The sequence below is a fragment of the Cronobacter muytjensii ATCC 51329 genome, from assembly GCF_001277195.1.
Classification (GTDB): domain Bacteria; phylum Pseudomonadota; class Gammaproteobacteria; order Enterobacterales; family Enterobacteriaceae; genus Cronobacter; species Cronobacter muytjensii.
The window spans coordinates 3,369,689-3,382,894 of the sequence record NZ_CP012268.1 but is presented as its reverse complement, the minus strand read 5'-3'; the positions used below and the strand labels follow the sequence as shown (position 1 = coordinate 3,382,894).

The window sequence follows — 13,206 nt, the reverse complement described above, 5'->3', positions numbered from 1 at the left end:
GGGGTTACCGTGTTCCTCGCTCAGGAAATTATTCGTAAAAAACGCGACGGCCACGCGCTTAGCGACGACGAGATCCGCTTTTTTATTAACGGCATTCGCGATAACACCGTTTCCGAAGGACAGATCGCCGCGCTGGCGATGACCATTTTCTTTCACGACATGACCATGCCGGAGCGGGTATCGCTGACGATGGCGATGCGCGATTCCGGCACCGTGCTGGACTGGAAAAGCCTCAACCTGAACGGCCCGGTCGTGGACAAACACTCCACCGGCGGCGTGGGCGACGTCACGTCGCTGATGCTCGGCCCGATGGTGGCGGCATGCGGCGGCTACATCCCGATGATTTCCGGGCGCGGACTGGGCCATACCGGCGGTACGCTCGATAAACTCGAAGCTATTCCAGGGTTTGATATTTTTCCGGACGACCATCGTTTTCGCGACATTATTAAAAACGTCGGCGTCGCCATTATCGGCCAGACCAACTCGCTGGCGCCGGCGGATAAACGCTTTTACGCCACGCGCGACATTACCGCGACGGTGGATTCCATTCCGCTCATCACCGCCTCGATCCTCGCGAAAAAGCTCGCCGAAGGGCTGGATGCGCTGGTGATGGACGTGAAAGTGGGCAGCGGGGCGTTTATGCCGACTTACGCGCTTTCTGAAGCGCTGGCGCAGGCGATTGTCGGCGTGGCCAACGGCGCGGGCGTGCGCACCACGGCGCTGCTGACGGATATGAACGAAGTGCTCGCCTCCAGCGCAGGCAACGCGGTGGAAGTGCGCGAAGCGGTGCGGTTCCTGACCGGCGATTATCGCAATCCGCGCCTGCTGGAAGTAACCATGGCGCTGTGCGTCGAGATGCTGCTCTCCGGCGGGCTTGCGAAAGATGACGCCGACGCCCGCGCGAAGCTGCAAACCGTGCTGGATAACGGCCGTGCGGCGGAGATTTTTGGCCGTATGGTGGCCGCGCAAAACGGCCCCGCAGACTTTGTCGAAAACTACGATCGCTATCTGCCAGCCGCCACGCTCAGCAAAGCCGTTTATGCCGACCGTGCCGGTTTTATCACCGAGATGGACACCCGCGCGCTCGGCATGGCGGTGGTGTCGATGGGCGGCGGTCGTCGCCAGGCGTCCGACAGTATCGATTACAGCGTCGGTTTAACCGATATGGCGCGTCTCGGCGAGCAGGTGGATGGCGAACGGCCACTCGCCATCATCCACGCGAAGAGCGAAGCAAGCTGGCAGGAAGCGGCGGCAGCAGTCAAAGCGGCCATTAAGGTTGACGATACGGCGGCGAAAGCGTCACCGGTTGTCTATCGCAGAATTAGCCAATAAGTGGCATACTGATCTGATCACTTTTTTACAGCGCAAAAGGTACGGAGAAAATATGAAACGTGCATTTATTATGGTGCTGGACTCCTTTGGTATTGGCGCGACGGAAGATGCGGAACGCTTCGGCGACGCGGGTTCTGACACGCTCGGCCACATCGCCGAGGCCTGCGCCAAAGGTGAGGCGGATATCGGTCGTAAAGGCCCGCTGCATCTGCCGAATCTGACGAAGCTGGGCCTTGCGAAAGCGCATGAAGGCGCCACGGGCTTTATTCCTGCCGGCATGGACGGCAATGCGGAAATCACCGGAGCGTACGCCTGGGCGCACGAGCTCTCTTCTGGTAAAGATACGCCGTCAGGTCACTGGGAAATCGCTGGCGTGCCGGTTCTGTTCGACTGGGGCTACTTCACCGACGAGAAAAACAGCTTCCCGCAGGAGCTGCTCGACAAGCTGGTGGCGCGCGCAAACCTGCCGGGCTATCTCGGCAACTGCCACTCTTCCGGTACGGTGATTCTGGATGAACTGGGCGAAGAGCATATGAAAACCGGCAAGCCGATTTTCTACACCTCTGCTGACTCTGTGTTCCAGATTGCCTGCCACGAAGAGACGTTCGGCCTGGACCGCCTCTATGAGCTGTGCGAAATCGCGCGTGAAGAGCTGACCGAAGGCGGCTACAACATCGGCCGCGTTATCGCGCGTCCGTTTATCGGCGACAAAGCGGGCAACTTCCAGCGTACCGGCAACCGTCACGACCTGGCGGTCGAGCCGCCGTCACCGGTCGTGCTCAAAAAGCTGGTGGATGAGAAGGGCGGCCATGTCGTTTCCGTCGGTAAAATCGCGGATATCTACGCCAATATGGGCATCACCAAAAAAGTGAAGGCCACCGGGCTGGATGCGCTGTTCGACGCCACCATCAAAGAGATGAAAGAAGCGGGCGACAACACGATTGTGTTCACCAACTTCGTGGATTTCGACTCCTCGTGGGGGCATCGCCGCGATGTCGCAGGCTACGCGGGCGGCCTTGAGCTGTTCGACCGCCGCATGCCGGAGCTGCTGGAACTGGTGGGCGAAGATGACATCATCATCTTTACCGCTGACCACGGCTGCGACCCGACCTGGAAAGGCACCGACCACACCCGTGAGCATATCCCGGTGTTGATTTACGGCCCAAAAGTGAAACCGGGTTCGCTCGGTCATCGCGAGACGTTCGCCGATATCGGCCAGACCGTCGCCAAATATTTTGGCCTGTCTGACATGGAATATGGCAAAGCGATGTTCTGATCCCTGTTCTTTTTCGCGTGGCCACGTGTTGGCTGCGCGATCCATACGGGATTTTTATAACAAGTTGTAGGCCGGGCAAGGCGCAGCCGCCGCCCGGCGAGATAAAAGATTAAAAAGGAAAATAAGATGGCAACCCCACATATTAACGCCGAGATGGGTGATTTCGCAGACGTCGTGCTGATGCCGGGCGACCCGCTGCGCGCTAAACACATTGCAGAAACTTTCCTGGAAGACGTGCGCGAAGTAAACAACGTGCGCGGCATGCTGGGTTTCACCGGCACCTACAAAGGCCGCAAAATTTCCGTGATGGGCCACGGCATGGGCATCCCGTCCTGCTCCATCTACACTAAAGAGCTGATCACCGACTTCGGCGTGAAGAAAATCATTCGCGTAGGCTCCTGCGGCGCGGTGCGTGCAGATGTGAAACTGCGTGATGTGGTTATCGGCATGGGCGCGTGCACCGACTCCAAAGTGAACCGTCTGCGTTTTAAAGATCACGACTTTGCGGCCATCGCGGATTTCGACATGGTGCGTAACGCGGTTGACGCGGCCAAAGCGCTGGGCGTTGACGCGCGCGTCGGCAACATTTTCTCCGCTGACCTGTTCTATACGCCAGACCCGTCGATGTTCGACGTAATGGAAAAATACGGCATTCTCGGCGTGGAGATGGAAGCGGCGGGCATCTACGGCGTGGCAGCGGAATTTGGCGCGAAAGCGCTGACCATCTGCACCGTGTCCGACCATATTCGTACCCACGAGCAGACCACCGCGGCAGAGCGTCAGACCACGTTTAACGACATGATCAAAATCGCGCTGGAATCCGTGCTGCTGGGCGATAAAGAGTAAGTTTTCACTGATATAAAGTGAAAAGAAAAGGGCGCTGCGGCGCCCTTTTTATTGGGCCTGGTCAGTTATGTCAAAAGGCAAACGAAACGGTGGATAGCGTTGCGCTTACCCGCCTTATCTGTAAAAAGTGTTGTGATTTCGGCGGGCGGGTAAACGACGCGCGCCCGCCGGAGTTTTTTAGCCTCACTCTGACAGGGTGGCAGGGCGAGGAGAAAAATTTAACGCACCGCCTGCGCCATCCACGCGCCCACTTCGCGAAGCTCTGCCGCCTGCGCCGGGAATTCTGCGGCTAACGCCTCGCACGTTTGCTGTAGCGCGTCGGCCTGATATACGCAGCCCTGCAACCGGCTCGCCAGCGCCTCAAGCGGCGCGGGGTTGAGGCTGTCCGTAAAAAGCTGTGTGCGGGTGATATGTCCTTTTTCCACGTCGAAATGCAACTCCACGCCGCCCCAGACAAAACGCTCGTCGAGCTGATGTGTAAACGCGGGGGCCTGGCCGAAATTCCACTCCCAGCTGCTCTGACGGGCGAAGGTTTCCGCAAAACCCGGCAAATCCGGAAACGCGTCGGGTGAAATCACCTCGGCGGGGACATGCTCGCCGTAATAGGCGAAAAACGCGTCTATTACCGCCTCGCACACCTGGGCATGCGTAATGCCTGGTTTCAGATCGTTGAGATTCGCGACGCGCCCGCGCACCGACGTTATCCCTTTCGCCTGGAGCTTTTTCTTATCCGGGTTAAGGTAATTCGCCAGCCGGCTTAAATCGGCATTCAGCAGCAGCGTGCCGTGATGAAAGCCGCGATCCATCGTCTCGCGGTAGGCGGAGCCGGATATTTTGCGCGGCCCTTCGGCAGTCTCTACCACTAAATCGTTGCGCCCGGATGCCGACGCCTGAATGCCAAGCTGCGCCAGCGCATTAATCACAATCGTCGTGGAGACGCTTTTGTCATACTCCGGCTTGCCCGCCATAAAGGTAAAACAGGTATTGCCGAGATCGTGGAACACCGCGCCGCCACCGCTGCTGCGCCGGGCCAGACGCACGTTATCTTCATCCATACGGCGGGTATTGCACTCTTTCCACGGGTTCTGCGCCCGGCCAATGACAACGGTATCGGCGTTGCGCCAGAGGAACAGAACGCGCTGGGTGGCGGGCATCTGGCGGAAGATGCACTCTTCCACTGCCAGGTTAAACCAGGGATCGTAAGAATCGGAAATAAGCAGGCGTAGAGAGGACACGGGCGTTTCCCTTAAGCAATGAAGAACGCCCATTATATCACGCGATGTCAGGCGCGTTTGTCGTCCGCAGGCGCGTCGGGCTCGCTCTCTTCTTCGGGCACCGATTTGCTGGCGGTCAGCAGGAACGGCGACTGCTGCCAGCGGGTGCGTTTGCCCTGTAAAAGCGTACGCGTCAGCACAATGCCGATGGCGAGCGACAACAGCATCATCAGGCGCAGAATATTGGTGGTGTTGTCCACCTGGCGCGCTTCGGTGGGCAGACTGTGGGTGTCGAGCGTGAGCCGCAGGTAGCCGATGGGCCCGCTTTTATCCTGCACCGGCTGGACAATCTGCTCGTTAAAGTAGCTGCCCGCTTTTTTTCCGTCGAGCGCCAGCCGGTCGCGCACGTTGACGCTTTCACCGGCGCGCGCGATTAGCTCGCCCTGTTGATCATAAACGCTGGCGTCCAGAATACGGCTCTCTTCCGTCAGCTGGCGCAGGAGGGCGCCTACGCGCTTTTCATCCGGGTTTTCACCTTTAATCAGCGGCACCAGACTGTAACTCACCTGGCGGGCCAGCGTGCGGGCGAGATCTTCCATCTGAATATTGCGGGACTGCTGATGGCTCTGGCTGAACCACGACGCGCCCTGCATCAGCGCCACCAGCAACGCCAGACAGATAAGTACAATCACTGCGCGATGCAGCCGAAATTTGAGTTTTGCCCGGGCCATAAAGTACCTGCTTAAATTTTGAAGCTTAATGTTGCCAGAAGCGCCGCAGACAAGGTAGCCTCATGCGTTGTTTTGTCCCGCCCCGATACTATTTACAGGAGCCTGAATGCCGAACAGTCTTACCTGGTGCGACCTGCCGAACGAGGTTTCTCTCTGGCCTGGATTGCCCCTTTCTTTGAGCGGTGACGAAGTGATGCCGCTGGATTATCACGCCGGTCAGAGCGGCTGGCTTCTGTACGGACGGGGTTTAAATAAGCAAAGCCTGACCCAATATCAGCATAAGCTCGGCGCGGCGATGGTTATCGTCAATGCATGGTGCGTGGAAGATTATCAGGTGATCCGCCTCGCGGGCTCGCTGACGCCGCGCGCGACGCGTCTGGCGCATGATTCCGGCCTCGATGTCGCGCCGCTCGGCAAAATCCCGCATCTGAAAACGCCCGGCCTGCTGGTGATGGATATGGATTCCACCGCGATCCAGATCGAATGCATTGATGAAATCGCGAAGCTTGCCGGTACGGGCGACGAAGTGGCGGAAGTGACCGAGCGCGCCATGCGCGGCGAGCTGGATTTCACGGCCAGCCTGAAAGCGCGCGTCGGCACGCTTTCAGGCGCGGATGCCGACATTCTGCGCCAGGTACGTGACGTGCTGCCGCTGATGCCGGGCCTGACCTCGCTGGTGCTGAAACTGCACGCGCTGGGCTGGAAAGTGGCTATCGCCTCTGGCGGTTTCACCTATTTCGCGCAATATCTGCAGGACAAACTCCACCTGGATGATGTGGTCGCCAATGAACTGGCGGTGGAAAACGGCCGGCTGACCGGCGAGGTTACCGGGCAGATCGTCGACGCCCAGTTCAAGGCGCAAACCTTACAGCGCCTGGCTGAAAAATATGCGATCCCGACAGGCCAGACCGTGGCGATTGGCGACGGCGCTAACGACCTGCCGATGATCCAGACGGCGGGGCTGGGCATTGCCTACCACGCCAAACCGAAAGTGAATGAAAAGACGGAAATCACTATCCGTCACGCTGACCTGATGGGGGTGTTCTGTATCCTCTCCGGCAGCCTGAACCCGAAATAAAGAGGTAAAAGGTGGCGAAAGCTCCAAAACGCGCATTTGTCTGTAACGAGTGTGGTGCGGATTATCCGCGCTGGCAGGGGCAGTGCAGCGCCTGTCATGCCTGGAATACCATCACCGAGGTGCGTCTCGCCGCCTCGCCGCAAGCGGCGCGCAATGAACGGCTCGCCGGCTACGCAGGTAGCGCGGGCGTCTCTAAAGTACAAAAGCTTTCTGAGATTAGCCTTGAGGCGCTGCCGCGTTTCTCGACCGGTTTTAAAGAGTTTGACCGCGTGCTTGGCGGCGGCGTGGTGCCGGGCAGCGCCATTCTGATTGGCGGCAACCCGGGCGCCGGGAAATCGACGCTGCTGCTGCAAACGCTCTGCAAGCTTGGCGAGCAGATGAAAACGCTCTACGTCACCGGCGAGGAGTCGCTGCAACAGGTGGCGATGCGCGCGCATCGTCTGGGCCTGCCGACGACGAATCTCAACATGCTCTCGGAAACCAGCATCGAACAGATCTGCCTTATCGCCGAAGAAGAGCAGCCGAAGCTGATGGTGATCGACTCCATTCAGGTGATGCACATGGCGGACGTGCAGTCGTCGCCGGGCAGCGTCGCGCAGGTGCGTGAAACCGCCGCCTATCTGACGCGCTTCGCCAAAACCCGCGGCGTGGCGATTGTTATGGTCGGCCATGTGACCAAAGACGGCTCGCTGGCGGGCCCGAAAGTACTCGAACACTGTATCGACTGTTCGGTGCTGCTGGACGGCGACGCCGATTCGCGTTTTCGCACGCTGCGCAGCCATAAAAACCGCTTTGGCGCAGTGAATGAGCTTGGCGTGTTCGCGATGACGGAACAGGGTCTGCGCGAAGTCAGCAACCCGTCGGCCATTTTCTTAAGCCGTGGCGATGAAGTCACTTCCGGCAGCTCGGTGATGGTGGTCTGGGAAGGCACGCGCCCGCTGCTGGTGGAGATCCAGGCGCTGGTGGATCAGTCAATGATGGCGAACCCCAGACGCGTGGCCGTGGGCCTTGAGCAGAACCGCCTTGCGATCCTTCTTGCGGTGTTGCACCGCCACGGCGGTCTGCAAATGGCCGATCAGGATGTGTTCGTCAACGTGGTCGGCGGGGTGAAAGTCACCGAGACCAGCGCTGACCTGGCGTTGCTGCTGGCGATGGTTTCCAGCCTGCGCGATCGACCACTGCCGCAGGATCTCGTCGTGTTTGGCGAGGTGGGCCTCGCAGGCGAGATTCGCCCGGTGCCAAGCGGCCAGGAGCGTATCTCCGAAGCGGCGAAGCACGGTTTCCGTCGCGCCATTGTGCCTGCCGCCAACGTCCCGAAAAAAGTGCCCGAAGGCATGCAGATTTTCGGTGTTAAAAAGCTCGCGGATGCGCTAACTGTCTTTGACGACTTATAATTAATTATTCAATGGGTTATTACCCACAATCATTCGCGTTGCGGGAAGGCGGCGCGTTTGTGAGCCCGGGGCGCTTACTGAAGTCAGCGTCCGGGGACGCAAGCGAAGCCAACGCACCGCAGCGTGACATATAAAGGGTAATTGCAGGAGGCAGCGCATCTTGTCATTCGACTATCTTAAAACCGCGATCCGTCAAAAGGGCTGCACGCTACAACAGGTGGCGGCGGCCTGCGGCATGACCAAGGGCTATTTAAGCCAGCTGCTCAACGCCAAAATCAAAAGCCCCAGCGCGCAGAAGCTCGAAGCGCTGCACCGCTTTCTGGGCCTTGAGTTTCCGCGCCGCCAGAAGCGCGTCGGCGTCGTGTTCGGCAAGTTTTATCCGCTGCATACCGGCCATATTTATCTGATCCAGCGCGCCTGTAGCCAGGTCGACGAGTTGCACATCATCATGGGCTACGACGAAAAGCGCGACCGCACGCTGTTTGAAGAGAGCGCAATGTCGCAGCAGCCCACCATCAGCGACCGCCTGCGCTGGCTGCTGCAAACCTTCAAATACCAGAAAAACATCCGTATTCACGCCTTTAATGAAGAGGGCATGGAGCCGTACCCGCACGGCTGGGACGTCTGGAGCGAGGGGATTAAAGCGTTTATGGAGGAGAAGGGTATTGAGCCCGACACCATCTATACCTCCGAGGAGGCGGATGCGCCGCAGTATCGCGAACATCTCGGCATCGAGACCGTGATTATCGACCCCAAACGCACCTTTATGAATATCAGCGGGGCGCAGATCCGCGCCAACCCGTTCCGTTACTGGGAGTATATCCCGACCGAGGTGAAGCCGTTCTTTGTACGTACGGTGGCGATCCTCGGCGGCGAGTCGAGCGGGAAATCGATGCTGGTCAATAAGCTCGCCAATATCTTCAACACCACCAGCGCCTGGGAATATGGCCGCGATTATGTGTTCTCGCACCTGGGCGGCGACGAGATGGCGCTGCAATATTCCGACTACGACAAAATTGCGCTTGGTCATGCGCAATATATTGATTTCGCGGTGAAATATGCCAATAAAGTGGCGTTTATCGACACCGATTTCGTAACCACCCAGGCGTTCTGCAAAAAATATGAAGGGCGTGAACATCCGTTCGTACAGGCGCTGGTAGATGAATACCGCTTCGACCTGGTTATCCTGCTGGAGAACAACACGCCGTGGGTGGCGGATGGACTGAGAAGCCTTGGAAGCTCGGTGGATCGCAAAGAGTTCCAGTCGCTGCTGGTGTCGATGCTCGAAGAGAACAAGATTGACTATGTGCACGTCGAGGAGCCGGATTACGACTCCCGTTTCCTGCGCTGCGTGGAGCTGGTGAAACAGCTGATGGGCGAGCAGGCGTAGCGGGCAGAAGGGGCTGGAGGGCGGGTGTACCGCGCCTACCTGCCCTACGGCTATTCGCAAGCGCGCATACATACAGGGCGGGTAAACCACGCGTCGCGCAATGCGAGAGGGTAAACGCGCCGCGCTTACCCTCCCTGTGTCTTAAAACGCCACGACTACCTTGCCGCGCATATGGCCTTCCAGCACTTTACGGTGTGCGTGGGTAATACTCTCAACGCTCAGCCCGTGGAAGGTTTCGCTCAGCGCGCTCTCCACTTCGCCGGCATCCACCAGCTTCGCGACCTCGTTCAGGATCTCGCCCTGGCGCGCCATATCGGCGGTCTGGTACATGCTGCGGGTATACATGAATTCCCAGTGCAGCGCGGCGGATTTCGACTTCAGCGCGTCCTGATCCAGTGGATGCGCGTTTTCCACGATGCTGCAAATATGCCCCTGCGGCGCGATAAGCTGGCTCACCGCCGCCCAGTGACCGTCGGTATCATTCAGAATGAAAATGTAATCGACAAATTTAATGTCGTGCTTCGCCAGCTCGCCCGGCAGATCCTGATAGTTCACCACCAGATCCGCGCCACGATCCCGGCACCACTGCGCGGAATCTTCACGCGAGGCGGTGGCGATGATTTTCGCTTTGCTGTGCAGGCGCGCAAACGGGATCGCAAGCGAGCCCACACCGCCCGCGCCGCCGATAATCAGCAGCGTTTTCTCTTCACCCGCATCCTGAATCTTCAGGCGTTCGAATAACCCTTCCCACGCGGTCAGCGCCGTCAGCGGGATGGCGGCTGCGGCAGCCCAGGAGAGCGTGCGCGGTTTATGGCCCACGATGCGGGCGTCGATCAACTGATGGCTGGCGTTGCTGCCAGAACGGGTAATATCCCCGGCATAATAGACTTCATCGCCCGCCTTAAACCCGCTGACCTTGCCGCCCACGGCCGTCACGATGCCGCTCGCATCCCAGCCCAGCACGCGCGGCGCCTGCAACCCGTTTTTCTTCAGGCTGGCATGCACTTTAGTGTCGACCGGGTTAATGGAGACCGCTTTCACTTCCACCAGCAAATCGTAATCGCCAGGCTGCGGCATCGGCTGGGTGATTTCAATAAAGTTTTCCGGCGCGTCCGGATTAACGGCAATCGCTTTAACAGACATGGTGTGTTCCTTTTGCTGAGTTTGTTCAGAGAATGTTGTGTTGAATGTAGTCTATGCGGGCTGACAGAGGGTGATAAGATGGACAATCCAGAACGGCGTGTTCGTGAGAGATGAACAATCATGTTTAAGCAACTGCAGGATATGGCACTCTTCGCGCTGGTGGCGGAAACCGGCAGCTTTACGGCGGCGGCGCAGAAAGCGGGCCTGCCGAAATCAAGCGTCAGCCAGCGTATCAGCCAGCTGGAGGCGCATGTCGGGCTGCGGTTGCTCAACCGCACCACGCGCAAGCTGAGCCTGACCTTTGCAGGCGAACATTATCTGGTTCACTGTCGTGAAATGCTCGATGCCAGCGAGCGCGCGGATCTCGCCGTTCAGCGCCTGCGCGACAACCCCAGTGGTCGGTTACGTATTACCAGCCCGGCGGGTATCGGCGCGACGCTGCTGGCGCGCATGAATGCGGAATTTCTCGCGAAATACCCGGATATCACGCTGGAGGTTTTTATCTCTGACGACGTGCGGGATCTGGTGATGGAAGGGTTTGACGTGGCGCTGCGCACCGGTAAACCGCAGGACTCCTCGCTGATTGGCCGTAAAATTGGGCACTGTCCGCGTTATCTGGTCGCCTCGCCGGGCTATCTCTCTCGCTTCCCGCGCCTTACTCACCCGTCACAACTGGTGGAACACCGCGTCGTGGTGCACCGCGCCTGGACGGAGTGGCTGCTGCAGCGCGACCGTGAACTCTACCGCTGTCATCTGAATCCTGTGCACCAGACCGATAATTTGCTTTATGCCCGCGAAAGCGCGCTGGCCGGAGCGGGCATCACGTTACTGCCCGCTTTCTTACTGGACGACATACTGCGCCAGGGCGCACTGGTCAATATCCTGCCAGAGTGGGCCGTCACCGGTAACGATCTCTATCTGGTCTATCCGGGGCGCAAACTCAACGCGCCAGCGCTGGTGAGCTATATCAATTTCGCACTCGGCTATGAAGGCGTTACTCAGTTTTACGAAAATATGACGATGTAAGGCTTCTGGTGGATATTTTCGGCGGTTAAGTAAATAAAAAGAGAGAAACAAAAGCCAGGAAAAATAAAATCCAAAAAAGTAAAACCGCCATAATTTATTTGTGGGGATGATGTGTTGTGATATTTTACGCGCCTGAATTATTGTAACGCCCTTCTGCTGCCGGAATCATTGATAACTACGGCAAATAATAAATGAGCTTAGATTAACTCGGTTTATATACACGCGAGCAACAGCACGCGTGCGCTGCTTTTTTACGGCAGCGGAAGCGCGCCTCGCCACGGCTATGGGTATACCCCACGGCGGTAGCCTGTTCGCAGCATTCTTACAGGATCGGTTAATGAAAAGACATGGACTGGCTGTTCAACGCGCCACCGTTCTGGCGTTGTTTTTAAGGGAGATAAAAACGCGTTTCGGCAAGTTCCGCCTCGGTTACGGCTGGGCGTTGCTTGAGCCTTTACTGCATCTCGCTATTTTATTGTTTGTTCTGGATTTCGTCATGGAACGAACGCTGCCGGATATTTCTTTTCCGGTGTTTTTATTAAGCGGCATTATTCCCTATTTTATTTTTAGTCATATTACAGGGCGCTCTGTTAACGCCGTCGATGCGAATCAGGGGCTTTTTAATTATCGTCCGGTAAAACCTGTCGATACGATTATCGCCAGAACGCTGCTGGAGGCGGGGATTTATATTGCGGTTTATCTGCTGCTGCTCGCCATGCTGGCGATGATGGGCGAAGTATTTACCTGCTCACACCTCTTAACGTTATTTAGCGTCTGGGGCTGCCTGATTATTTTCTCCTTCGCCATCGGGCTGATTTTTATGGTCATCAGCAGCGCATTTCCGGAAGCTGAAAAGTTCCTGCCACTGCTGACGCGCCCGCTCTATTTTATCTCCTGCGTGATGTATTCGCTCAATACTATTCCGCAGGAATATCAACGCTGGGTGGCATGGAACCCGTTGGTGCATGTCGTCGAGCTGACGCGGGAGTCGCTGGCAACCAGCTATGAGAGCGACGGCGCGAGTCTTGCGTATCTCGCCATCAGCACGCTGGTGGCGCTCTTCACCGGCCTTGCACTCTATCGTCACCAGGAAGAGGCGATGCTGACCTCATGATTACTATTGAAAATCTCACCAAATCGTACCGCACGCCCGCAGGGCGACATTATGTATTTAAGGATCTCAGCCTGACGCTACCGTCCGGCAAGAGCGTGGCGCTCATCGGGCGCAACGGCGCGGGAAAATCGACGCTGCTGCGCATGATTGGCGGTACGGATAACCCGGATAAAGGGCGGATTATCTCCAGCGCGACGATCTCCTGGCCAGTCGGGCTGGCGGGCGGTTTTCAGGGCAGCCTGACCGGCCGGGAAAACGTGAAATTCGTGGCGCGGCTTTATGCAACGAAAGAGGAATTACGGCAGAAAGTGGCGTTTGTCGAAGATTTCGCCGAGCTCGGCAAATATTTTGATATGCCTGTCAAAGCGTACTCGTCCGGTATGAAAGCGCGCCTCGGCTTTGGCCTGAGCATGGCGTTTACGTTTGATTACTATCTGGTGGACGAAGTGACGGCCGTTGGCGATGCCAGCTTTCGTAAAAAATGCGAAAAGGTCTTTGAAGAGCGCCATCGTGACGCCTGCTTTTTAATGGTGTCGCATAACCTTAATTCGCTGAAACAATATTGCGATGCGGCAGTGTTTATCGGGCGGGAAAATCAGGTTCATTATTACGATAATGTTGATGGCGCCATTGATGCCTATAAGGCGCAGGAAAATCTGTAA

Annotated in this window: 12 protein-coding genes; 9 read left to right on the top strand and 3 right to left on the bottom strand. The window is 57.5% G+C overall.

Annotation, left to right across the window (positions count from 1 at the left end):
• Positions 1 to 9 precede the first annotated feature (9 nt).
• The 3 genes from deoA to deoD all read left to right on the top strand — a co-directional run bounded on the left by deoA (position 10) and on the right by deoD (position 3,454).
• Positions 10 to 1,332: a thymidine phosphorylase gene (deoA, locus tag AFK63_RS15495; protein WP_038865111.1), complete on the top strand. Its 1,323-nt coding sequence runs from the start codon at positions 10 to 12 to the stop codon at positions 1,330 to 1,332.
• A gap of 52 nt (positions 1,333 to 1,384) precedes the next feature.
• On the top strand, positions 1,385 to 2,608 hold the full coding sequence (deoB, locus tag AFK63_RS15490; protein ID WP_038865109.1) for a phosphopentomutase: 1,224 nt from the start codon (positions 1,385 to 1,387) through the stop codon (positions 2,606 to 2,608).
• 126 nt (positions 2,609 to 2,734) lie between these two features.
• A complete protein-coding gene (deoD, locus tag AFK63_RS15485) occupies positions 2,735 to 3,454 on the top strand; it encodes a purine-nucleoside phosphorylase (RefSeq protein WP_007767260.1) in 720 nt (239 codons plus the stop codon).
• 218 nt (positions 3,455 to 3,672) lie between these two features.
• Here the strand turns inward: deoD and lplA are convergent, their stop codons facing one another.
• Positions 3,673 to 4,689 (bottom strand): lipoate--protein ligase LplA, encoded by a 1,017-nt coding sequence (gene lplA / locus AFK63_RS15480; RefSeq protein WP_038865107.1) that lies wholly within the window; start codon positions 4,687 to 4,689, stop codon positions 3,673 to 3,675.
• A gap of 47 nt (positions 4,690 to 4,736) precedes the next feature.
• On the bottom strand, positions 4,737 to 5,399 hold the full coding sequence (locus tag AFK63_RS15475; RefSeq protein ID WP_038865105.1) for a YtjB family periplasmic protein: 663 nt from the start codon (positions 5,397 to 5,399) through the stop codon (positions 4,737 to 4,739).
• A gap of 106 nt (positions 5,400 to 5,505) precedes the next feature.
• Here AFK63_RS15475 and serB point away from each other — a divergent pair, with 106 nt between their 5' ends.
• The 3 genes from serB (at position 5,506) to nadR (ending at position 9,261) form a co-directional block, all read left to right on the top strand.
• Positions 5,506 to 6,477 carry a phosphoserine phosphatase gene (gene serB / locus AFK63_RS15470; protein WP_038865101.1) on the top strand — a complete coding sequence of 324 codons (972 nt, stop codon included), beginning with the start codon at positions 5,506 to 5,508 and terminating at the stop codon, positions 6,475 to 6,477.
• A gap of 11 nt (positions 6,478 to 6,488) precedes the next feature.
• Positions 6,489 to 7,871: a DNA repair protein RadA gene (gene radA / locus AFK63_RS15465; protein WP_038865098.1), complete on the top strand. Its 1,383-nt coding sequence runs from the start codon at positions 6,489 to 6,491 to the stop codon at positions 7,869 to 7,871.
• Positions 7,872 to 8,028: 157 nt separating this feature from the next.
• Positions 8,029 to 9,261, top strand: a complete 1,233-nt coding sequence (gene nadR / locus AFK63_RS15460) for a multifunctional transcriptional regulator/nicotinamide-nucleotide adenylyltransferase/ribosylnicotinamide kinase NadR (RefSeq protein ID WP_038865094.1) — start codon at positions 8,029 to 8,031, stop codon at positions 9,259 to 9,261.
• A 141-nt stretch (positions 9,262 to 9,402) separates the two neighbouring features.
• Here the strand turns inward: nadR and AFK63_RS15455 are convergent, their stop codons facing one another.
• On the bottom strand, positions 9,403 to 10,404 hold the full coding sequence (locus AFK63_RS15455) for a zinc-binding alcohol dehydrogenase family protein (RefSeq protein WP_038865091.1): 1,002 nt from the start codon (positions 10,402 to 10,404) through the stop codon (positions 9,403 to 9,405).
• A 120-nt stretch (positions 10,405 to 10,524) separates the two neighbouring features.
• Here AFK63_RS15455 and AFK63_RS15450 point away from each other — a divergent pair, with 120 nt between their 5' ends.
• The 3 genes from AFK63_RS15450 to AFK63_RS15440 all read left to right on the top strand — a co-directional run bounded on the left by AFK63_RS15450 (position 10,525) and on the right by AFK63_RS15440 (position 13,206).
• Positions 10,525 to 11,430 (top strand): LysR family transcriptional regulator, encoded by a 906-nt coding sequence (locus tag AFK63_RS15450; protein WP_038865088.1) that lies wholly within the window; start codon positions 10,525 to 10,527, stop codon positions 11,428 to 11,430.
• A gap of 337 nt (positions 11,431 to 11,767) precedes the next feature.
• On the top strand, positions 11,768 to 12,544 hold the full coding sequence (locus AFK63_RS15445; RefSeq protein WP_038865080.1) for an ABC transporter permease: 777 nt from the start codon (positions 11,768 to 11,770) through the stop codon (positions 12,542 to 12,544).
• Positions 12,541 to 13,206, top strand: a complete 666-nt coding sequence (locus AFK63_RS15440) for an ABC transporter ATP-binding protein (protein WP_038865079.1) — start codon at positions 12,541 to 12,543, stop codon at positions 13,204 to 13,206. The genes AFK63_RS15445 and AFK63_RS15440 overlap by 4 nt, the downstream gene beginning before the upstream one ends.

Bases quoted from the DNA above. Each gene is read 5' to 3' on its own strand.
- AFK63_RS15450 (WP_038865088.1), top strand. From the start codon at position 10,525: ATGTTTAAGCAACTGCAGGATATGGCACTCTTCGCGCTGGTGGCGGAA.
- AFK63_RS15455 (WP_038865091.1), bottom strand. From the start codon at position 10,404: ATGTCTGTTAAAGCGATTGCCGTTAATCCGGACGCGCCGGAAAACTTT.
- AFK63_RS15440 (WP_038865079.1), top strand. From the start codon at position 12,541: ATGATTACTATTGAAAATCTCACCAAATCGTACCGCACGCCCGCAGGG.
- AFK63_RS15445 (WP_038865080.1), top strand. From the start codon at position 11,768: ATGAAAAGACATGGACTGGCTGTTCAACGCGCCACCGTTCTGGCGTTG.
- deoB (WP_038865109.1), top strand. From the start codon at position 1,385: ATGAAACGTGCATTTATTATGGTGCTGGACTCCTTTGGTATTGGCGCG.
- serB (WP_038865101.1), top strand. From the start codon at position 5,506: ATGCCGAACAGTCTTACCTGGTGCGACCTGCCGAACGAGGTTTCTCTC.
- AFK63_RS15475 (WP_038865105.1), bottom strand. From the start codon at position 5,399: ATGGCCCGGGCAAAACTCAAATTTCGGCTGCATCGCGCAGTGATTGTA.
- deoD (WP_007767260.1), top strand. From the start codon at position 2,735: ATGGCAACCCCACATATTAACGCCGAGATGGGTGATTTCGCAGACGTC.